Source organism: Mesorhizobium norvegicum (genome assembly GCF_004919685.1).
Taxonomy (GTDB): domain Bacteria; phylum Pseudomonadota; class Alphaproteobacteria; order Rhizobiales; family Rhizobiaceae; genus Mesorhizobium; species Mesorhizobium norvegicum.
Window position 1 is genome coordinate 42,222 of the sequence record NZ_SMYZ01000086.1, and the last position, 20,549, is coordinate 62,770.

Genomic DNA, 20,549 nt, shown 5'->3' on the forward strand with positions numbered 1-20,549 from the left:
TTGGAGAGAACACCCAGCCTATGCCTCAATCGCCAGCGCCGGTCTTCGAAACCGCGGACGAGATTTCAGCGGAAACCTCCGTCGTCGTGATTTTGCAAACTGCCCAAACAGGCTTTGGCCCCCGGGCGGCGGCTCTGGACGCGGAGATGAGCGGGATACTATCCCGTGCCTGCTCCGACCCGGCCGCCTTGGCCGAATCCGGCGCCTGCGTCGATCTTATCGCCCCGCAAGCAGTATCGACCAAGCGCGTGATCGTCCTGGCCTTGGGCAAAGCTGAAGCCGTAACGACCCTGTCCCTGGCGCGCGCCGGCGGTTTGCTTGCCGCGCATCTGGAAGGCAAGGGGGAATGCGCGGCCACGCTGGTCCTCGACCCGATCGCCGGCGTCGACCTGCCCGCTGCCGAGATCCTGGCGCGCGTCGCGCTGGGCATGCGGTTGCGGCGCTATCGTTTCGACATGCGCAACCGGCGGCAAGGGGCGGGAGCGGATCGAACCTTGCGGGTGAAACTGGTCGGGGCAGGCGGACCGGACCTGACCTCGGCGCTGGCTCGGATCAATGCCATCGCGGATGGCGTCGAATATGCACGGACCCTGGTCAACCTGCCGCCGAACCATCTCCACCCCGACAATTTCCACGACCATCTGGAACCGCTGCGTGAAGCCGGTATCGACATCGAAATGCTGGATGCCGCGCAACTGAAAGACCTCGGCATGAACGCGCTGCTGGCCGTTGGGTCGGGCTCGGCACGGCCGCCGCGGGTTGCCGTCCTGCGCTATCGCGGCAAGGGGGCTCCCGCCCAACCGCTCGCTTTCGTCGGCAAGGGCGTCTGTTTCGATTCGGGCGGCCTCTGCATCAAGGGCGGGACGCAGATGTTCGACATGAAGGCCGACATGGGTGGGGCAGCGGCCGTGGTCGGCCTGCTGATAGCGCTCGCCCGACAAGGCAGCCCAGTACACGTTGTCGGCGTTCTTGGCATCGCCGAGAACATGCCGTCCGGCACCGCGCTCAAACCGCGCGACATCATCACGACTGCCTCGGGACAGACCGTGGAAGTGTTCGACACGGATGCGGAGGGGCGCCTGCTTCTGGCCGACTGCCTCCACTATGCAGCCACGCGTTTCAATCCTTCGGTGATCGTCGATCTGGCGACGCTGACCTATTCGGTGACGCGTGGCCTGGGATCGATATTCGCGGGCCTGTTCAGCACCGACGATGCCATCGCGTCACAGATGATCGCGGCCGGAGAAACGGTCGGCGAACGGTTCTGGCGGCTGCCGCTCGACCGGGCCTACGACGAGGGTCTGCAATCGCCGTTCGCGGATCTGCGGCATCACGCCAAGGACATGGAAGACGGCGATGCTCCCTACGCCGCGGCCTTCCTGCGTCATTTCACGGAAGATCGCCCCTGGGTGCATCTCGACATCGCCAGCAAGGAACTGACCGACACCGATCGGCCTCTTGGCAGGCAAGGTGCCACTGCCTTCGGCGTGCAGATGCTGGAAGAGTGGGTGCAGCAAAAACTAAGTCGCGTCACGAGCAACAAGATGCCTTCAAACGCTGGGAACCGGAATGTCGTCTGAGATCATTGGCAGGGAAGGAAGAGCCCCCTTCGGCGCTTACGAGACCTGGTATCGGGTCAGTGGCGAACTCGGTGGCGAAAAGGCGCCTGTGGTGATCCTGCATGGCGGGCCGGGCGTCGCCCACAATTATGTCGACGCCTACAAGCTGCTTGCGCGAAGAGATCGCGCCGTCATCCACTACGACCAGTTGGGCTGCGGCAATTCCACCTTGCTGCCTGAGAAAGGCGCCGATTTCTGGACACCCCGGCTGTTCATCGACGAACTTGAAAACCTGGTCGACCATCTCGGCATTAGGACGGGCTTCCACGTGCTTGGCCAGAGCTGGGGCGGCATGCTGGGCGCCGAATATGCGGTCACGCGGCCACAGGGTCTGAAGTCGCTGACCATCGCCAACTCGCCGGCGTCCATGAAGCTGTGGGTCGAAGAGGCCAACCGGCTGCGAGCCGACCTGCCTGCGGATGTCCAGGAAACGCTGACCCGGCACGAGCAGGCCGGCACGACGGACGATCCGGCCTACCAGGCGGCGACGATGGCGTTCTACGAGCGGCATGTCTGCCGGGTCGTGCCTTTCCCACCCGAGGTGACGGAGACCTTCGCCCAGGTTGTGCGCAATCCGACGGTCTATCATGTGATGAATGGGCCGAACGAGTTCCATGTCATCGGAACGCTGAAGAACTGGAGCATCGTCGACCGCCTGCCGGCCATCGACGTTCCCACATTGATCATCTCCGGACGTCACGACGAGGCCACGCCCGCGACCGTGCAGCCCTACAAGGACGGCATCAGAGGGTCGCGCTGGGAGATATTCGAGCATTCCAGCCACATGCCACATGTCGAAGAGCAAGATGCGTGCATGCGGGTGGTGGGAGACTTCCTGGACAACAACGACAACTGAAAAAAGGGGAATCAAAACATGAAGAAACTGCTTCTGGCGGCGTCAGCCGCGGCATTGCTGGCCGGCACATGGCTGGCTCCGGCACAGGCCGAATATCTCAAAGAACACCGCGGCGGCACCATTCGCCTGCTGGCCCGCTCGGCAGCAGGAACGCTCGATCCGCACATCAATTACACGGACCAGGGCTGGCAGATGTACCAGCCGATCTATGATGGCCTGGTGGCCTTCCGCAAGGCCGAGGGCATGGACGGCTTCACCATCGTTCCCGATCTGGCCGAGGCCCTGCCGCAGGTCAGCAATGACGGCAAGACCTTCACCTTCAAGCTGCGCAAGGGCATCAAGTTCTCCAGCGGCCAGGATCTTGGCGTGAAGGACGTTGTCGCTTCCTTCCAGCGCATCTTCAAGGTTTCCGGGCCGACCTCCGGCACTTTCTATGCCGGCATTGTCGGCGCCGACAAATGCCTGGCCGACACCAAGAGCTGTACTCTGGAAGGCGGCGTTGTCGGTGACGAGGTGGCCGGCACCATCACCATCAACATCACCAAGCCGGATGCCGAACTGCTCTACAAGCTTGCCTTGCCCCATGCCGTGGTCCTGCCGGCGGATACGCCCGCGGAAGACATGGGCTCCAAGCCCATTCCCAGCACCGGTGCGTACATGATTTCCGCCTTCGACCCCAACAAGGGCATGACGGTTTCCCGCAACCCCAATTTCAAGCAGTGGAACGAGGACGCGCAACCGGACGGCTATCCGGATGTCGTTCAATATGATTTCGGCCTGTCCGAGGAAGCAGCCGTCACGGCGATTCAGAACGGCGAAGCAGACTGGATGTTCGACGCGCTGCCGAGCGACCGCCTGGGCGAACTTGGCAGCAAGTCCATGGACCAGCTGCACATCTCGCCGCTTTCGGCATGGTGGTATGCGCCGCTGAACAACCGTCTTGCTCCCTTCGACAACGAAAAGGCCCGCCAGGCCGTTGCCTATGCGATCGACCGTAACACGCTGGTCAAGCTGTTCGGCGGCAAGGTGCTGGCTTCGCCGGTCTGCCAGGTCCTGCCTCCGGACTTCCCCGGCCATGAAGACAATTGCCCCTTCACCAAGGACCCCGGTGCCAAATGGTCGGCGCCCGATCTCGACAAGGCAAAGCAGCTCGTCGAGGACTCCGGCACCAAGGGCCAGAAGGTGACCATCATCGTCGAGGACACCGCCATTTCGCGGTCCATCGGCGTCTATCTGCAGAGCGTGCTGACCAGCATCGGTTATGTCGCCGACGTCAAGCCGATCTCGTCCAACATCCAGTTCACCTACATCCAGAACACCAACAACAAAGTGCAGATGTCGGTTACCCAATGGTACAAGGACTATCCTGCGGCTTCGGACTTCCTGAACATCCTGTTCAGTTGCGCCTCCTTCCGTGAAGGTTCGGATGCTTCGATCAACATCGCCGGCTTCTGCGACAAGGAGATCGACGCCAAGATGCAAAAGGCGTTGGACCTCGGCGTCACCGACCAGAAAGCCGCCGACAAATTGTGGGCCGAAGTCGACAGGCAAGTTACGGACAAGGCACCGGCCGTCGGTCTCTTCACACCGAAGCGGCTTGACTTCGTCAGCAAACGGCTTGGCAATTTCAAGTTCAACCGGCAGTTCAACTGGATGATCACCCAGTCCTGGGTGCAGTAACGAACTGCGGAGGGGCACGCCCGTGTCGAACATAGCTGTCGCCGCGCCGCGCAAGACGCGAGGGCCCTGGGCCGTCGCGTTTGCGAAGCTGGCAAGGGACAGGGCTGCCATGGCATCCCTGGCCGTGTTCCTCCTCATCGTCCTTGCCTGTCTCAGTGCGCCTCTCTATGCGAAGTGGGCAGGCGTGGACCCATTCGCCTCGACGCTCGACGCCGTCATCCAGATCGACGGCGCCGACGTTCCGGTGATGGAACAGTCAACGGAAGGGCTCGGGCTTGGCTACACACCGCTCGGCCCGACCTGGCGGCTCGGCAATTACTTCCTCGGCGCCGACAGCCAGGGGCGCGATGTCATGGCCAGGATGCTCTATGGCGGGCTCAGCTCACTGTTGATCTCCGGAGCAGCCACCATCTTCACCCTGATCCTGGGCACGGCGGCGGGATTGATCGCCGGCTATTTCGGCGGCATCACCGACACGGTGCTGTCGCGCTTGCTGGATGTGCTGTGGGCGTTTCCGATCTACCTGCTGGCGATTTCACTTTCCATCGTCACCATCGCGCATGGCATCACGATCGGGTCGATCCAGATCGAGTCCGGCAGTCTGTGGCTGCCGGTCATCATCATCGGCATCGTCTACGTGCCTTATGTGGCGCGCCCGATACGCGGGCAGGTCCTGTCGCTGCGCCATAGCGAATTCGTGCTGGCCGCGATCAATCTGGGCGTGCCGGGATGGCGCATCCTGTGGCGCGATATCCTGCCCAACGTCACCACCACGCTCATCGTCTTCGTGCCGCTGATGATGGCGCTGAACATGCTTACGGAATCAGCACTCTCCTTCCTTTCGATCGGTGTGCAGCCGCCCGCCGCGAGCTGGGGCACCATCATCCAGGACGGACAGGCGCTGCTTTACACCAGGCCACTGGTGGCGCTGGTGCCGGGCCTGGCGATCGCGGTTTCCGTCATGGCGCTCAATGTCTTCGGCGACGGGCTGCGCGACGCGCTCGACCCGCGCTCCAAGGTTCGGTTGGGGCGCGACTGATGATCTACGCAATCCTGCGCCGTTTCGGTCAGATGCTGTTCGTGATGTTCGGCATCTCGGTCATCGTCTTCCTGATTTTCTTCGCAACGCCGGGCGCCGACCCGGCGGCGCGCATCGCCGGCCGCAATGCATCGCCCGAAGTGCTGGAAGCGGTGCGCCACAGCTTCGGCTTCGATCGCCCGCTCTACGTGCAATATGTGAAGATGATGGAGAAGATCTTCGTCACGGGCGATCTCACCTCCTTCGTCAATCGGGGCTGGAAGGTGGTGCCGGCGGTGCTGGATTCGATCCCGGTCACGCTTTCGCTGGTGTTCGGGGCGGCGATCCTGTGGGTCGTCGTCTCCATCGTCATCGGCATCGTCGCCGCCGCCACGCGCGACAGCTGGCTGGACAAGCTTCTGATGGCGCTGGGGCTTCTCGGCATTTCCATGCCGGTCTACTGGCTGGGCGAGGTGATGAACCTGATCACCCAGAGCCGCTACCACGACAGCTGGGCGTTCTCCTGGGTGCCACCGCTCGGCTACAAGAATTTCTCCGACGATCCGAAAGGCTGGTTCCTGACCCTCGTCATTCCGTGGATCACGCTGGCCATCCTCTACATCGGCATTTACGGGCGCGTGCTGCGCGCGGCGATCATCGAAACCCTGCAGGAAGACTATATCCGTACGGCCCGGGCCAAGGGCCTGTCGGAGACCCGCATCCTGCTGCGCCATGCCTTGCGCACGTCGCTCATTGCGTTCGTCACCCTGTTCGGCCTGGACTTCGGCGCGTTGGTGGGAGGCTCCGCTTTGCTGACGGAGGTGGTGTTCGGGCTGCACGGCATCGGCAAGCTCACCTATGACGCGCTGCAGAATCTCGATCTGCCGATGATCATGGCAACGGTGATGTACGCGTCCATGTTCGTGGTCATCGCCAATGCGGTCATTGATTTCGTCTACATCCTTCTCGATCCGCGCCTGAGGACATCATGATACTGTCGGTGCGCGACCTCAGAGTGTCTTTCCGCACCAATGACGGCCTGGTGCGGGCCATCGATGGCGTTTCCTTTGACCTCGAAGAGAGCGAGATCCTCGGTGTCGTCGGCGAATCCGGTTCCGGCAAGACGGTGTCGCTGCTGGCCGTCATGGGCCTCATCACCGATCCCAACGCCGACATAGAAGGCTCGATCCGCTACAAGGGCCGCGAACTCGTGGGACTGCCCGCGCGCGAACTCAGGCGGCTGCGCGGCAACGAGATCGCGATGATCTTCCAGGATCCGATGACCGCGCTGACGCCGGTCTACACGGTCGGCTGGCAAATCGCCGAACAGATCCGCGCGCATCGCAACATCAGCAAGTCCAAGGCGATGGATCGCGTGGAGGAACTGCTGGCCGAGGTGAATTTTCCGAACCCACACGAGGCGATGTCGCGCTACCCGCACCAGCTTTCGGGCGGCATGCGTCAACGGGCGGTGATCGCCATGGCTTTGTCCTGCAATCCGGCACTGCTGGTGGCCGACGAACCGACCACGGCGCTCGACGTCACGGTGCAGGCCGGCATTCTCGACCTGGTGCGCAAGCTGCGCGCGACGCACAAGTCGGCTGTGGTCTTCATCACGCATGACATGGGCGTGGTCTCCGAACTCGCCGACCGCGTCATGGTCATGTATGCGGGCCGTGTGGTGGAGCGCGGCAGTCGCGCGGAGCTGTTTTCCGACCCCCGACACCCCTATACACGGGCGCTGCTCGGTTCGATCCCGCCACTGACCGGCGAGAAACCACGGCGCCTGCCGGCCATTCCTGGTTCGCCGCCGTCGTTGCTGCGATTGCCGCAAGGCTGTGCTTTCGGCCCGCGATGCCCGGTTCACTACGAGCCCTGCGCGACCGGCAAGCCCGACCTTGGGGGCGGCACCCACGCCGCCGCATGCTTCAGGGTGGCACAGGCATGAGCGGACCGATGACCGACAAAGACCGCCCGATCCTCGAGACGCGTTCGCTGGGAAAGCGTTTTTCGATCGGCACCCGTTTTTCCGCCGAAGGCAAGCGAACCGTGCATGCGGTCGACAATGTTTCCCTGACCGTGTGGCGTGGCGAGACGGTCGGGCTGGTTGGCGAATCCGGATGCGGCAAGTCCACGCTGGCGCGCTGCCTGGTGAGGCTCCACGACATATCGGACGGCGAGCTTCTGTTCGAAGGTGAAGACATCACCTCGAAGTCTCTGTCCGAACTCCGGCCGCTCCGGCGCCGCCTGCAAATGGTTTTCCAGGACCCGTCGGCGTCGCTCAATCCGCGTCGGCGCGTCGGCGACCTGGTGGCCGAGCCGCTGCGTATCCATAGCAAGCTTTCGTCGAACGAGATCAAGAAACGCGTCGCGGAACTGTTCGACCTCGTTGGATTGCTGCCGGATCATGTCATGCGGTATCCGCATGAATTTTCCGGCGGACAGCGCCAGCGTGTCGGCATAGCGCGGGCCATTGCATTGAACCCCGACCTCGTCGTGTTGGACGAACCCGTCTCCGCGCTCGACGTGTCGGTGCAGGCGCAAATCGTCAACCTGCTTGCCGATCTGCAGGAGAAGCTGAACCTCACCTACATCTTCATCGCCCACGACCTGTCCGTCGTGCGTCAAGTGTCGACCCGCATAGCGGTCATGTATCTCGGCTCGATCGTCGAGGAAGGGCCGGCGGAGGAGGTGTTTGCCACACCAGCCCATCCTTACAGCCAGGCGCTGATCTCGGCGGTTCCCGTCGTCGAGACGACGCCCAGCGGGACGCGCAAGCGCATTATCCTCACCGGCGACGTGCCGAGCCCGCTCAAGCCGCCATCCGGGTGCCGTTTCCACCCCCGATGCCCGATCGCAGCGGAGCGCTGCCGCTCGGAGCGGCCGCAGCTGAGGGAATACCGACCCGGTCGCAAAGTCGCGTGCCACTTCCCGACGGTATAGCCGACATTCATGATCGCATTCGGCTGGCAGATTTTTAAAAATTCTATTTTCTGCGTGGAACCAACAGGCGGATAGCCCGTTTCATTGGGTTCGATCGAGCGCATCGCGGTCGACCGGGAGGAACGATGGACTATTTGCATTTCTTTTCGCCCGTGCGGATTTCGCGTGGGCAGGGACATCCTGCTGAAGAAGTCGATAGTGTTGCCGAGGCCATGGTGTTCTTGCGGAAATGGCCGACGGGACGGCGCGGTCCGGTCTATCAGTGCGCGCTGAATTGCTGCTCGGCCGCCTTGTCGGGCCAGATGTCGGCCGAGGAAGCAAGGAAAGCGTTCACAGGCTTTGCCCGCATCACGCGCCTGCTCGATGACGACATGGCGTTGCCGGTGGCTGGCGAAAGCATGGCGAGCGTGCACGCGCTGCGGCGGTAGGCGCCTGTTGTCTTGACGCTCTTGCGAGGTCTCGCGCCATGGCGGCGCGGGTTTTGTTTTGCGATGCGCTTCGGAGCTAACCACTCTAACTCTTTGTTTTGACGCAATTCCCAAGGGAAAGCGCTATGCGCTTTTCCCAGGAAGGCCGTTTCACACCTTTCCTGGAATTGCTCTAGGTGACGGAATAACGGTCGATCGCCCAAAGCCAACTGCCATCGGCTTGCCGCCGGGCAACCTCGCTGGTCACGTCGCCGTCGGGAAGTCGGGTCGATGTGAGCGCAAGGTCGCCGCAAACGAGCGCCGGCCGTTGCTCTCCCACGGCGAACTTCCGTCCTGACGCGGCGATTTCGGCATAGTAACCGCGAATGGCCTCCCGGCCGTGCAGCAAGCGTCCGTCACCACAGTCGATAACCGCATCCGGTTTCGAACAGGGCGGTCATGCCGTCGACATCGCCCGCATGCTGCCGCGAAATCAGCAGGGGCTCCAGTTGCTGGGGATCGTAGACAGGTTTTCTCTCTGCTGGGTCGCCCATGTTGACCTCCGCTGCGCTTCCAACGAAATCCTATCGCAAACCCTTTCACCCGTCCGTGACAGGTCGAGGAATTTTCTGGATCAGCGTTGCCACCCACCGGCGGCCTCAAAAGCCCGGCGGTTGAAAGAAGCGGCAAATAGGCTAAATAGGCGCCGCAATGGCCCGATTTGGCCGACCTCGATTGGACGACATGCTGGAAGCAAAGCTTGCCATAGCACCTATGATGGATTGGGCGGACAAGTAAGTAAAATCAAATAGTTATGGGAGACCGTGTGCAAAAACTGCACACGAAAGTTCTGCTTCTATTCCATTTCCGATCCTGCGATAGACCCGCCGATCAGTCTTTTGCCTGGCCGTGTGCCGCTACCAGTCGCCAGTTCGACCACGAGGATCGCCGCCGTATCCACCCCCAGCCGTCTGTTGCCAGGTTGGTGTTCTGCGGCCAATCGCGCGTCTCCGACGGGGTTGAGCCAATAAAGCGCTGTTGCGTCTCCGCTGCGAGCATCCAGTTCCCTGGGGTTCTTGGAAGCTTTTCGGACTTTCTGCCTTGCGCCTCCGTCCGAATCGCATGTGCTTGTGAAGGAGATTGGGGGCACCAGGACATACTTTTGGGCACGCTTGATTATCGCACTCGCTCTGGACCTGAATGCCCTCGGCTACCCAGACGTCGCGATCGATCGCCTGCCGGGGGTTCGAGTCGGAAGAGCGCTACCGCCTTTCCCCCCACTCACTGAATTGCCAGTTCCGGCTTCGCTGCTACGGCTGAGCGATTTGAGCCCATCTAAGTACGAATCTGGTGGGGCATAGCAAGACGACGAGCCTCTCGCCTTTATAGCCGTTCTGCTCCCTCTCTAGACGCCCACCTCGTCGGCGGTGGATTCCATGCCAGGTGGGCGGCTTCGAGACATCCTGACGATCTCGGGGCGGACCGTGATCTGTGTATCGCGAAATGCCTGGCGGAACGCGCGTGGTGATTGACCGAACTGGGCGGTGAAAGCCCGGGTGAAAACCGAGGGGTAGGAAAAGCCGCAAGCATAGGCGACATCCTTGATTTCACGCTCTTCGTAGAAAAGCAGGTTGCGCGCCGCCTGCAGGCGCGAGCGCAGATAGAGCTGGTTCGGGGTCTGGTTGAATTGCCGAAGACAGCAGCGCTCCAGTGTCCGCACCGAAATACCGAGGTGGCGCGCAAGGCTCTTCGGCGACAGCGGGAAATCGAGATTGTCTTCCATCAACGCCACGATCCTGTGGGACAAGGAAGGTCGTGCTTCGCCAATCGCATCATCGTCCGTTCGCTGCGGATGAATACCTTCGCGCGGCGTATGAATGAGCGCATTGGCGACTTCCTTGGCGAGGCTCGCCCCGCGCAGCCTTCCGATCAGATCGAGCATCATGTCGAGCGTTGCCACTCCGCCCGCGCAGAAGGCAAGTTGACGATCGATGAAATAGATCTGGTTCTTTGTCTCGGCCGCCGGAAAATGCTCAAGGTATGATGACACCGCCTCCCAGTGCACCACCGCCTCGCGATCGCCCGTGAGGCCAGCTGCCGCAATGGCAAAGGCGCCCGTGTCGACGCCTATGATCATCGATCCATGCCGGTACGCATTGCGCAGGGCTCCGCGCACGTTGGCCGATATGTTTTGCGTCGGCAGATTGCCTTCCAGGACAACCAGAAAGTCGCAGCGCGGAAAGTTGGCCAGATCGTGGTTCGCGGCAACCCACATGCCGTTGCTGGCGCGTACCGAGTCGCCCGAATCCGAAATCATGATCCATTCGAAAAGATGCTGACCGCTGTTCTGATTGGCTATGCGCAGCGTCTCGGTCGCCATGATCAGGGCATTCATGGGAAATTCGGGTTGCAGCAGGAAGGCGAACCGCGGCCGGCGGTTGGAGGCGGCTGCGATGACGAGATTCGTATCTGCGACCATGACAAGCGTCCGAGAAAATTGCCGATGACGTTCCAGATATATTGTGTGACGCTGTGGATCAACTCTTGGGCGGCCGATTGGCCAACACTGTCACTACGCCGAGAGCACGTTCTGGGACGATCTCGACGAGGGAACATAGAAAAATAAGCTCTAACAGAGCGTGGTGAGCGCCTAGCGCATGCCGCGTGGGAGATTGTCATGGATTTGACTTCATTGAACAAATCGACTTTTGCCCTGAACCGCAGAACACTTTTGAGGTCGGCTGCGGCCGCTGGGGTCGGTCTTGCCGTTCCGCACATCTGGACCGGCCGCGCCTCGGCCGCCAACCCGATCGAGATCGTGCATTGGAGCTGGCTATCGGCTTCGGACGGCGAGGTGTGGGCCAAGATGATCGCCGCCTTCAACGACGCGCACAAGGACAAGGGTGTCCAGATCCGCATGGAGGTGGTTCCTGAGGAGCAATATGTAACCAAGGTGCTTGCGGCCTCGGCCACCGGCAAGGCGCCAGACTTTGGCTGGGGCACGGCCGGTAAGTCGGCCCAGTTGGCGCGCGACGAGGTCATCATACCGCTCGACGATCTCATCGCCGGCTCGGGTCTCGATCTTGCCGACTTCAGTACGACGTCGATCGCCGGGTCCCGCTATCCGAAATACGACAACAAGGTCTTCATGATCCCCATGGACCTGATGAGCCTTCAGCCTGAAATCAACCTCGATCATGTCAAGGAAGCTGGCCTCGACGCCAGCAAGCCGCCACTGGATGGCGACACACTGCTGGAATGGGCGATGGCCATGACCAAGCGTGAAGGCGACAAGGTCACTCGCTCGGGGATCATGATGACTGGTTCTGGCGTTCAGCCGACCGTCACCTGGGGGATCGTTGCGGAACAGATGGGCTTCCAGCGTGCCAGTGACGATCTGAAGACAGCTTGCGTGAACCCCGATGCCGGCAAGGCGGCGATGCAATGGGTGCTCGACCTTTTCGACAAGCACATGGTTTCGACCCGCGACGTCACCGACCGCTACAAGGCTTTCGGAACCGGGCAGGGCTCGATCTTCTGGACCGGCCCTTGGACACTTGCCGGCTACGTGGCACAGAAACTGCCATTCAAGACGGTGCTGTTTCCCAAGATCGGCGCCAAGCACGTGACATATCTCGAGATGGGTGGCCTGGAATTCTACAAACAGGCTGACCCAGGGCGCCACGAAGCTACAATGGCGGCCGTCAAATGGCTGTCGGATAACAGCTTCCTGTGGACGACGGTTGGGCGCGGCGCCTCTCCACGCAAATCGATCCTGGAGCGTCCGGATTACAAGACCGCTGGCAGCCCGTGGGATATCCGCGGCGCCTTCGTCGACGGAATGAGCTTTGCCACCATCGGCGAGATCCCGGTGGTGAATGGTCCCAACTTCACGATCTACTCAGGTGGAAATTTCCTCGCCAAGACGCTCGAGGGCGTATGGTCGGGACAGACGACGATCGACGCGGCGATGCAGCAGATCCAGACGCAGTGGCAGTCCGACTTGGACGAAGGCTGATCCCGGGATACTTTTCCGGGACCCTGACTGATCCCTTGCCCGTCGCGCCGAACATCGCGACGGGCCCCTCCTGACCATTGCCGCAAGGCGGACAGATCGACATGACAACGGCAATCTTGCAAGGCCAGGCTGACTTCGGAGCCGAGCGCCATCAGACTGATCGGGCCGGCTATCTGCTCGTTGCCTTTTTCGCGCTGCCGTTCTTCCTGTTCAACATCCTTCCGGTGCTGTTCGGCGTCTATGTCTCGTTCACGCGCTGGAGCATCGTTGGCACGCCGAAATGGGTGGGCCTCGACAATTTCCACAAGGCGTTCACCGACCAGTGGGTCGCGGTCGCCTTCAAGAACGTCTTCCTCTACGGCCTCGTCATCGTTCCCTGCGTGACCGGGCTCGGCTTGCTGTTCGCGCTTTTCGTGAACAAGCGCTATCCGCTATCGGGTCTGGCGCGCACGCTGTTTTTCGCCCCCACGGTGGTGTCCGCGACGGTGATTGGGCTTGTATGGGTCTGGATGCTCGACACCCAGTATGGGCTCGTCAATTACTACCTGTCATTTCTCGGTTTCGACGACATCCCCTGGCTCACCTCCACGCGCTGGTCGCTGATCGGCATCAGCATCGCCTCGGTCTGGTGGGATCTGGGCCTTGCCTTCGTGCTGTTCCTGGCCGCCTTGCAGGATATTCCAGGCGAGATCATCGATGCGGCGCGGGTGGATGGCGCCAACCGCTGGCAGCGCTTCAAGCATGTGATCCTGCCGCATCTGCGACCCGTCATCAGCATGGTGGTGACGCTGCAGCTGATCTCCACGCTACGCATCTTCAGCCAGGTCTACGTCATGACCAATGGCGGCCCGGCCAGTTCCTCGTCCTCGCCGATCCACTATATCTACAATCTCGCCATCGTCAGGAACCTGTTCGGCTACGCCGCCGCGGTGTCCCTCTTGCTGTTCGTGCTGATCCTGGCGATCACCGTGGTCCAGCGCTTTCTTCTCAGGGAGCGTGCATGATGACCGCCTGGCTGGACCAAAAGCTCGAGGCGCGCGGCCTCGAGAGAGCGGATCTCTTCATCTGGCCGCTCGGCATGGCCATCGCCGTTCTCTGGGCGTTGCCCTTCGTCTGGATGGTGTCGACTTCCTTCAAGTTTCCGGGCGATGTCATGACCAAGGACATCGAATGGCTTCCCCACCGCGTCACCCTGAACAACTACATCAAGGTCTTCGATTACCCCGTCATACGCTGGGGCTTCAACAGCGTCGTGCAGGCGACGGTATCGACCTTCCTTTGCGTCCTGTTCGGCGCGATGGCCGGCTATGCATTAGCGCGCATGCGGTTTCCCGGTCGGGATACGCTGTTCTACGTCTTTCTCGCTTCGCTGATGATACCCACCGAGGTTTCGGTGATCCCGCTGCTGCTTGGCTTTGTCAAAATCGGCTGGGCAAGCAGCTATCAGGCCCTCATCTTGCCATCGATCGGCAATGTCTTCAGCGTCTACATCTTCCGCCAGTTTTTCCTGTCGTTCCCCAAGGAACTGGAGGAGGCCGCGAAAATGGACGGTGCGGGACCGTTCAACCTGTTCTTCCGCATTGCGCTCCCGCTCGCCCGGGCGCCGGCAATCGCGGCTTCCGTCATCATCTTCACCCTGAACTGGAACAATTTCCTGTGGCCGCTGCTGGTCACCTTCGACGAGTCAATGAAGACGCTTCCGGTCGGCATAGCAGCCTTCACGCCAGTGGTCGGAACGCAGACCCAGATCGAGGGCTATAGCGTCGCCATGGCGGCGGTGACCATCCTGAGTATCCCCAGCCTGCTGCTGTTCTGTTTCCTGCAGCGCTATTTCATCCAGGGTCTTTCCCAGGGCAGCGTGAAACAATGACGGTACAAACCTATTCCCGCACCGATCTTGTCGATCCTTTGCCGGCCCAGCATTTCATCGAAGGCAAGTGGCAGAAATCCACTGAGGGTCGAACATTCGAAACGATCGACCCCAGCACAGAAGCGGTGTTGGCAATCGTGGCGCGCGGCGACGCTGGCGATATCGACATTGCGGTCAGGGCCGCGCACCGCGCACTGCATGGCGACTGGCGCGGCTTGAGCCCGGCCGAGCGCGGACGGCTGCTCTTCAAGCTCGCGGATTTGCTGGAATCGGACGCCGAACGATTTGCACTACTCGAGACGCTCGATGTCGGCAAGCCGGTCAAGGAGGCGCTCGGCGACATCAGGGGAGTGTGCGCGACGCTGCGTTACAATGCCGGCGCCGCCGACAAGATGGAAGGGTCGACGATCCCGCTGGGTCGCGATGTCGTCGACTTCACCATGCTGGAGCCGGTCGGCGTGACCGGCCATATCGTGCCATGGAACTATCCGCTGGGCATGGTCGCGCGCTCGGTGGCGCCGGCACTTGCCGCGGGCTGCACGGTCGTGATCAAGCCTGCCGAGCAATCACCGCTGACGGCGCTGGCCTTTGCCGAACTGTGCCAGAGAGCGGGATTGCCCGATGGCGTGGTGAATGTCGTGGCGGGCTTTGGCGAAGAGGCCGGCGCGGCGCTTGTCTCGCATCCACTGGTGCGCGGCATCACCTTCACCGGCTCGGTCGAAACCGGGCGCAAGATCTACGCTGGCGCGGCACTGGGCCTGAAGCCCGTGGTCCTCGAACTCGGCGGCAAGAACCCCATGGTGGTGTTCGAGGATGCCGATCTGGAAAGGGCCGCTTTCGACGCGCTTGACGGCGCTTTCGGCAACAGCGGCCAGGTCTGCTCGTCGTCGTCGCGGTTCCTGCTGCATCGATCGATCCGCGAGGAATTCCTCGACCGGCTGGCGCAGGGCGCGGCCAGGCTTACCGTCGGCCGGGGCCTCGACAATTGCGATCTCGGACCGCTGGTTTCGAAGGAGCAGCATGCCAAGGTACGATCCTACATCGACGGGGGCCGCGCATCGGGAGCGACAGTGCGGCTCGGTGGCGGTCGTCCGAAAGGGCTCGAGACCGGCTATTTCGTCGAGCCGACCATTTTCGATGGCGTCGATCCGGCAAGCGCGCTGGCCCGCGAAGAGATCTTCGGTCCCGTCGCCGTGGCGCTGTCCTTCGATACCGCCGACGAGGCGCTCGCCATGACCAATGGCCTCGGCTTCGGGCTCGTCGCCGGCGTCTACAGCCGCGACATCTCGCGCGCCCTGACATTTGCCCGCGACGTCGAGGCCGGCTCGGTCTGGATCAATGGCTGGTTCATCGGCGGCGTCCAGGCGCCGACCGGCGGCATCAAGGACAGCGGGGTCGGCCGCGAGCGCGGATTGCCCGGCATCCGCAACTACCTCAGCATCAAAAACATCGGAATTCGGCTGTAGGCCGAAAAAACCAACACATCCCAAAAGAGGAAATCAGGGAATGACTGTTATGAAAGACGTTGAGCACTTCACGATCTTCAAGGACCCGGCGCATTGCGTCAACCAGATCGCGACGCGGCTTCTGAAGAACGGCGATATACTCGCCGTGTTCAACGAAGAGCGTTTCCCCTTCCATCACGACAGCGGCCAGACGCTGATGACCCGCTCCAAGGATGGCGGCAAGACCTGGAGCCCGCCAAAGGTCGTGCTGCCGTGGTCCGAAACGCAAGGCAATTGGGACTGCGGCATCTGCGAAACGCAGGATGGCACGCTCATCGTCAATCTGACCATCACCGGCTTCTTCAAGCGCGGCATCAAGCCCGAACAGCCGTCATGGAGCTCGCATCCCAACACCAAGGAATGGGGCGACTGGACCTGGGCCTACAAGACGCAGGCCTGGCTCGGCACCTTCGTCGTCAAGTCGAAGGACGGCGGCGAGACATGGACCCAGCCTATCCCCGTCAATGTCCGCCCGCTCAAGCATGGCGGCTGCCGCCTCGGCTGCTGGGAGTTGCCGAACGGCTCGCTGCTCATGGGCCTCTATGGTCGTATCCATGGCTATGAGGAAGAAGGCGAGGGCGAAAGCACACGTTCGGCGCTGATGCGCTCGGACGACGGCGGCGACAATTGGGAGTACTTCTCGACGCTGGGCTACGACCCGGCCAGCATCATCGACTATGAGGAGCCCGGCCTGGTCCGGCTCGCGGACGGCAGGCTGGTCTGTTTCATGCGCACGCATGTCAACCCGACCAGCGACGCCAAGAACATGGTGATGACAATCTCGGAGGATGACGGCTTCTCCTGGACGCCGCCGAAGTGGACCAACATCTGGGGCTATCCGCCGGAGATCATCGCTCTTCAGGATGGTCGCTATCTGATGGTCTACGGCTATCGCCGGCCGCCTTACGGCGTACGCGCGATCATCTCGGACAACGGCGTCACCTGGGATGTGAAGAGCGAGTTCGTCATCCGCGAAGGCGGCGTGCCCGGCCTAACCGTGACGGAGACGCCCGGATCTAGCCGCATGGCGCCGGCCTCAGGCAAGATCGAGGGCGGCGATGTCGACTGGAATCATCCCGGCGTCTATCAACACATCGGCTACCCAAGCGTCGTCCAGACGCAGGATGGCGCGATCGTCTGCTCGTACCATGAGTGGAGCGACGACCCGAAGCCGCTGCAATATGTCCGTTGCACGCGCTTCCGGATCTGAGCTCCGACGATGAAATCCGGCGCGGCAGCCTTGATACCTCGAATGGATCATCAGACGATCCATTGCGATCCGCATGCATACAGCGCGCATCCGCATCTCGCTGTTGCGGCCAACGACAATTGGCTGCTGGTATTCACGCAGTCGCGCCGCCGTGCCGGGATCCTGCATCCACCGCAGGACCCGCTCTACTGCAACATGCTGATGCGATCGGCGGACGAGGGGAGAAGCTGGTCGGCGCCTTCCGTCGTCCCTGGCTTCGGCTGGCAAGGCGTGGAATGCGCCGGGCTTACCCCGTTGCGCTCCGGTGTCGTGTTGCTGAATCAGTGGCGCTTCGACTGGCATACGCTTGCTCATGCGCAAGCCAACCTTGCACCTGACGCATATGCGGGGCCGGAAGAATTGATGGGAGCGGAGGCCATGGCGGCCGAGCTTCAGGATTGGACGCCCCAGAGGACAGCGCTTGTTGAACACTATCCCTGGGCGCGCGGCGGCGGGCAGACATGGGTTCATCGTTCGCTTGACGGCGGAAACACCTTCATCGCCTCGAAGCGCATCGACACGACGCCTTTCAGCGGCGGCTACGGTATGCGTGGCGGCATCGAGGTCGACAGCGAGATCATGTTGCCGCTTTGTGACGTGCCTAACTATGCCGCCGTCTTCACCGTGCGGTCAGGCGATGGCGGCCAGAGCTGGTCCGAGCCGCTCCTTGTCGCGGCGGGCGAGGGGCATGCCTTCGAGGAACCGGCACCCATCCTGCTGCGCGACGGCCGCATCGTCATGCTCTTGCGCGACAATGTCTCGCGCATCCTGCATGTCGTCAGTTCCAATGATGGAGGTGTCTCGTGGAGCGCCCCGTCGCCGACCGGGATCGAAGACTATCCGGCCGATATGGTGGAACTCGACGACGACCGCATCGCCTGTGTCGCCGGCAGGCGGCGCGCGCCTTTCGGCATTGCGCTCTACATCTCTCAAGACAAGGGAAACAGCTGGAATTCGGCCAGTCCCTACATGGTCCGCTCAGACCTTCCCAACCGGGATCTGGGCTATCCATCGCTGGCGCTGCGCGCCGATGGCAGCCTCTACGTTGTCTACTACGCGCAGGATTCCCAAGGCGTCACGGGCATCCATGCCAGCGTTCTCGTGCCCGACGCTGACGGCAGGCACCAGGAAGGACTTGCTTATGGCCAAGGTTGAGCTTTCGGGCGTCTCCAAGAAATACGGCGAGAAGATCATTATCCCCGGCGTCGATCTGACGATCGAGCATGGTGAATTCCTGGTCTTCATCGGGCCGTCGGGCTGCGGAAAATCGACGTTGCTTCGCATGATCTGCGGCCTGGAGCCGATCAGTGGCGGCACGGTTGCCATCGGCGGCAAGCCGATGCGCGGCGTGCCGCCGGCAAATCGCGGCGTGGCCATGGTGTTCCAGAGCTATGCGCTCTACCCGCATAAGACGGTCGCCGAGAACATGGCCTTCTCCCTGCTGATGCAAGGCATGCCGAAAGCCGAGCGCGACAGAAGGGTCGCCGCCGTCGCCGACACGCTTCAGCTTGGCCCGTTGCTGGGCCGGCTTCCCAAGGAGCTTTCCGGAGGACAGCGGCAGCGCGTGGCGATCGGCCGGGCGATCGTGCGTGAGCCCGAAGTGTTCCTGTTCGACGAGCCGCTGTCGAACCTCGATGCCGAACTTCGCGTCCAGATGCGGCTCGAACTCGCCAAGCTGCACAGAAGCCTTGGTGCCACGATGATCTACGTCACGCACGATCAGACCGAGGCGATGACGCTGGCCGACCGGATCGTGGTGTTGCGCGATGGCGTGATCGAGCAGTTTGGAACGCCGGCACAGATCTACGACGCGCCCTGCAACCGGTTCGTCGCCGGCTTCATGGGTTCGCCCAAGATGAGTTTTCTCGAGGCGTTCGTTGAGAGGCAGGAAGGCACGCGCCTGACGCTGCAGATCGCGGGAACGACCGGCGGCAGCGTGGAACTGGACCTGGCGCAGCCGATGGCGCTGTCAGGCAGCGTGACCGTTGGCATCCGGCCCGAGCATTTCAACACGCACCGTACGGCCGGTCCGCGGCTGCAGGCCGACGTCGAATTTGTCGAGCGGCTCGGCGGCGAGAGCTTCCTGCATGCGCCGACGCATCCGGCAGGCACGCTGATCATGCGCCAGGGCGATGAGGAAGCAAGAAGCGTCGGGACAGGAAAATGCGAGATCGGGGTTGATTGGCGCAAGGCGCATCTGTTTGCCCGGGACGGCAGAACGATACCGCTCACACGGGAACTCCAGGGGCGGGACTGATCCTGGCCCTGCGCTCAGCTTCGTCAACCCGACGGCGCGTGCGAAGGTCAACGCGAAACATACAGAGCCGCGGGCGACGGCGACGGTGCCGGCCTGCATGAGGGAGACGACTGTGGACTTTGAAAAATTGAAATCGCGTCTGGCGGGATGCTACGTAACAATACCAACGCCGTTCGAGGACAGCGCTGGCTTTCCGGTCGATCACCAGGCGATCAGGGTCTATGTCCGCTTCCTGATCGACAATGGCCTGAACACCGAATATGCCACGCTCCTGGCGGGCGGGGCGGCTGGCGACTTTTCGACGATGTCGTTCGAGGAGCGGATCGGCGTTGGCGAAACCGTTGTCCACGAAGCGCAGGGGCGCGTTCCCCTTGCCTTCGGCGGGCAATCGACCAGCACGCTGGAACTGGTGCGGTTGGCGCAAGCGGCGCAGTCGATGGGGTTCGACTTCCTGCAGGTGTCCTGCCCGTTCTATTTCACTCACACGGAAGCCGATTTCGAGGAGTTCGTCATGGCCGCGGCCAAGGCGGCGCCGAACATCGGCATCATCGTCTACAACACATTCTGGACCTCGACGAGCCTGTCGTTCGGCATGATCGATCGTCTGGCAAAGATCGAGAACGTGGTGGGCCTGAAATGGGCGACGCCGCGAACGGACGCGATGGAGTTTGAGGACGTCACCTCGAATTTTTCCAAACGCTTCACGATCATCGACAACAATCTGTTCTTTCCCTATTCGGCGATGCCGTCGCTGGGTGCGCAGGCGTTCGAGGTGCATCTGTGCAACTACTGGCCCGAATGGGGCATCAAGCTCATCGACGAAGTCAAGGCGGAGAACTACCCCGAGATCGCGCGGATGATGGTGGAAGAGGCCATGCCCTTCTACAAACTGTGGGTCGAGATCGAGAAAGGCTACACGAGCGGTGACGGCTATCTCGACAAATTGTGCATGGAACTGATCGGACTGCCTTCGAGCCGCTGCCGCCCGCCAACACGCGACATTCGTGAAAACTATCGTGCCAAGACGCTTGCCATGATGCGGGCCGCGGGCGTGCCGCGCCTCGTGGCCAAGTAGACAATGCAAGCCGACAATGCCGGGAACATAACAAGAAGCAACAAATCAACAG

The 20,549-nt window shown here is 61.9% G+C and carries 19 protein-coding genes; 16 read left to right on the forward strand and 3 right to left on the reverse strand.

The window, feature by feature from the left end; translation table 11 throughout:
• Positions 1 to 20 precede the first annotated feature (20 nt).
• The 8 genes from FCU66_RS32145 (at position 21) to FCU66_RS32180 (ending at position 8,544) form a co-directional block, all read left to right on the forward strand.
• Positions 21 to 1,580 carry a leucyl aminopeptidase gene (locus tag FCU66_RS32145; RefSeq protein WP_136617793.1) on the forward strand — a complete coding sequence of 520 codons (1,560 nt, stop codon included), beginning with the start codon at positions 21 to 23 and terminating at the stop codon, positions 1,578 to 1,580.
• Positions 1,570 to 2,475, forward strand: a complete 906-nt coding sequence (locus FCU66_RS32150; protein WP_136617792.1) for a proline iminopeptidase-family hydrolase — start codon at positions 1,570 to 1,572, stop codon at positions 2,473 to 2,475. The genes FCU66_RS32145 and FCU66_RS32150 overlap by 11 nt, the downstream gene beginning before the upstream one ends.
• A gap of 18 nt (positions 2,476 to 2,493) precedes the next feature.
• Positions 2,494 to 4,155, forward strand: a complete 1,662-nt coding sequence (locus tag FCU66_RS32155; protein ID WP_136617791.1) for an ABC transporter substrate-binding protein — start codon at positions 2,494 to 2,496, stop codon at positions 4,153 to 4,155.
• 22 nt (positions 4,156 to 4,177) lie between these two features.
• The gene (locus FCU66_RS32160; RefSeq protein ID WP_136617790.1) at positions 4,178 to 5,194 is read left to right on the forward strand and encodes an ABC transporter permease; all 1,017 of its coding nucleotides are present in this window, start codon (positions 4,178 to 4,180) and stop codon (positions 5,192 to 5,194) included.
• The gene (locus FCU66_RS32165; protein WP_136617789.1) at positions 5,194 to 6,165 is read left to right on the forward strand and encodes an ABC transporter permease; all 972 of its coding nucleotides are present in this window, start codon (positions 5,194 to 5,196) and stop codon (positions 6,163 to 6,165) included. Before FCU66_RS32160 ends, FCU66_RS32165 begins: the two co-directional genes overlap by 1 nt.
• Positions 6,162 to 7,121, forward strand: coding sequence for an ABC transporter ATP-binding protein (locus FCU66_RS32170; protein ID WP_136617788.1), 960 nt, complete (start codon positions 6,162 to 6,164; stop codon positions 7,119 to 7,121). The genes FCU66_RS32165 and FCU66_RS32170 overlap by 4 nt, the downstream gene beginning before the upstream one ends.
• Before the next feature lie 8 nt (positions 7,122 to 7,129).
• Positions 7,130 to 8,116, forward strand: coding sequence for an ABC transporter ATP-binding protein (locus FCU66_RS32175; protein WP_136617787.1), 987 nt, complete (start codon positions 7,130 to 7,132; stop codon positions 8,114 to 8,116).
• Positions 8,117 to 8,241: 125 nt separating this feature from the next.
• Entirely contained in the window at positions 8,242 to 8,544 is a 303-nt protein-coding gene (locus FCU66_RS32180) for a DUF982 domain-containing protein (RefSeq protein ID WP_136617786.1), read from the forward strand.
• 172 nt (positions 8,545 to 8,716) lie between these two features.
• Here the strand turns inward: FCU66_RS32180 and FCU66_RS42335 are convergent, their stop codons facing one another.
• From FCU66_RS42335 to FCU66_RS32190, 3 genes are all read right to left on the reverse strand, one after another.
• On the reverse strand, positions 8,717 to 8,932 hold the full coding sequence (locus tag FCU66_RS42335) for a Cif family virulence factor (RefSeq protein ID WP_246094120.1): 216 nt from the start codon (positions 8,930 to 8,932) through the stop codon (positions 8,717 to 8,719).
• Positions 8,933 to 8,939: 7 nt separating this feature from the next.
• Entirely contained in the window at positions 8,940 to 9,077 is a 138-nt protein-coding gene (locus tag FCU66_RS42340) for a hypothetical protein (RefSeq protein ID WP_246094121.1), read from the reverse strand.
• 851 nt (positions 9,078 to 9,928) lie between these two features.
• On the reverse strand, positions 9,929 to 10,903 hold the full coding sequence (locus FCU66_RS32190) for a GlxA family transcriptional regulator (RefSeq protein WP_168991856.1): 975 nt from the start codon (positions 10,901 to 10,903) through the stop codon (positions 9,929 to 9,931).
• 297 nt (positions 10,904 to 11,200) lie between these two features.
• On the opposite strand from FCU66_RS32190, the gene FCU66_RS32195 reads away from it, so the two are divergent.
• The 8 genes from FCU66_RS32195 (at position 11,201) to FCU66_RS32230 (ending at position 20,497) form a co-directional block, all read left to right on the forward strand.
• Positions 11,201 to 12,541, forward strand: coding sequence for an extracellular solute-binding protein (locus FCU66_RS32195; RefSeq protein WP_136617784.1), 1,341 nt, complete (start codon positions 11,201 to 11,203; stop codon positions 12,539 to 12,541).
• Positions 12,542 to 12,642: 101 nt separating this feature from the next.
• Positions 12,643 to 13,545 carry a carbohydrate ABC transporter permease gene (locus tag FCU66_RS32200; RefSeq protein ID WP_136617783.1) on the forward strand — a complete coding sequence of 301 codons (903 nt, stop codon included), beginning with the start codon at positions 12,643 to 12,645 and terminating at the stop codon, positions 13,543 to 13,545.
• Complete coding sequence (locus FCU66_RS32205; RefSeq protein WP_168991855.1) at positions 13,545 to 14,411, forward strand: carbohydrate ABC transporter permease; 867 nt, start codon at positions 13,545 to 13,547, stop codon at positions 14,409 to 14,411. Before FCU66_RS32200 ends, FCU66_RS32205 begins: the two co-directional genes overlap by 1 nt.
• A complete protein-coding gene (locus FCU66_RS32210) occupies positions 14,408 to 15,877 on the forward strand; it encodes an aldehyde dehydrogenase family protein (protein WP_136617781.1) in 1,470 nt (489 codons plus the stop codon). The genes FCU66_RS32205 and FCU66_RS32210 overlap by 4 nt, the downstream gene beginning before the upstream one ends.
• Before the next feature lie 40 nt (positions 15,878 to 15,917).
• Positions 15,918 to 17,126: a sialidase family protein gene (locus FCU66_RS32215; RefSeq protein ID WP_168991854.1), complete on the forward strand. Its 1,209-nt coding sequence runs from the start codon at positions 15,918 to 15,920 to the stop codon at positions 17,124 to 17,126.
• Between the two features lie 42 nt (positions 17,127 to 17,168).
• Positions 17,169 to 18,320 carry an exo-alpha-sialidase gene (locus tag FCU66_RS32220; RefSeq protein ID WP_168991853.1) on the forward strand — a complete coding sequence of 384 codons (1,152 nt, stop codon included), beginning with the start codon at positions 17,169 to 17,171 and terminating at the stop codon, positions 18,318 to 18,320.
• Positions 18,307 to 19,422, forward strand: coding sequence for an ABC transporter ATP-binding protein (locus FCU66_RS32225; protein WP_136617778.1), 1,116 nt, complete (start codon positions 18,307 to 18,309; stop codon positions 19,420 to 19,422). Before FCU66_RS32220 ends, FCU66_RS32225 begins: the two co-directional genes overlap by 14 nt.
• 112 nt (positions 19,423 to 19,534) lie before the next feature.
• Positions 19,535 to 20,497 (forward strand): dihydrodipicolinate synthase family protein, encoded by a 963-nt coding sequence (locus FCU66_RS32230; RefSeq protein ID WP_136617777.1) that lies wholly within the window; start codon positions 19,535 to 19,537, stop codon positions 20,495 to 20,497.
• Positions 20,498 to 20,549: the final 52 nt, after the last annotated feature.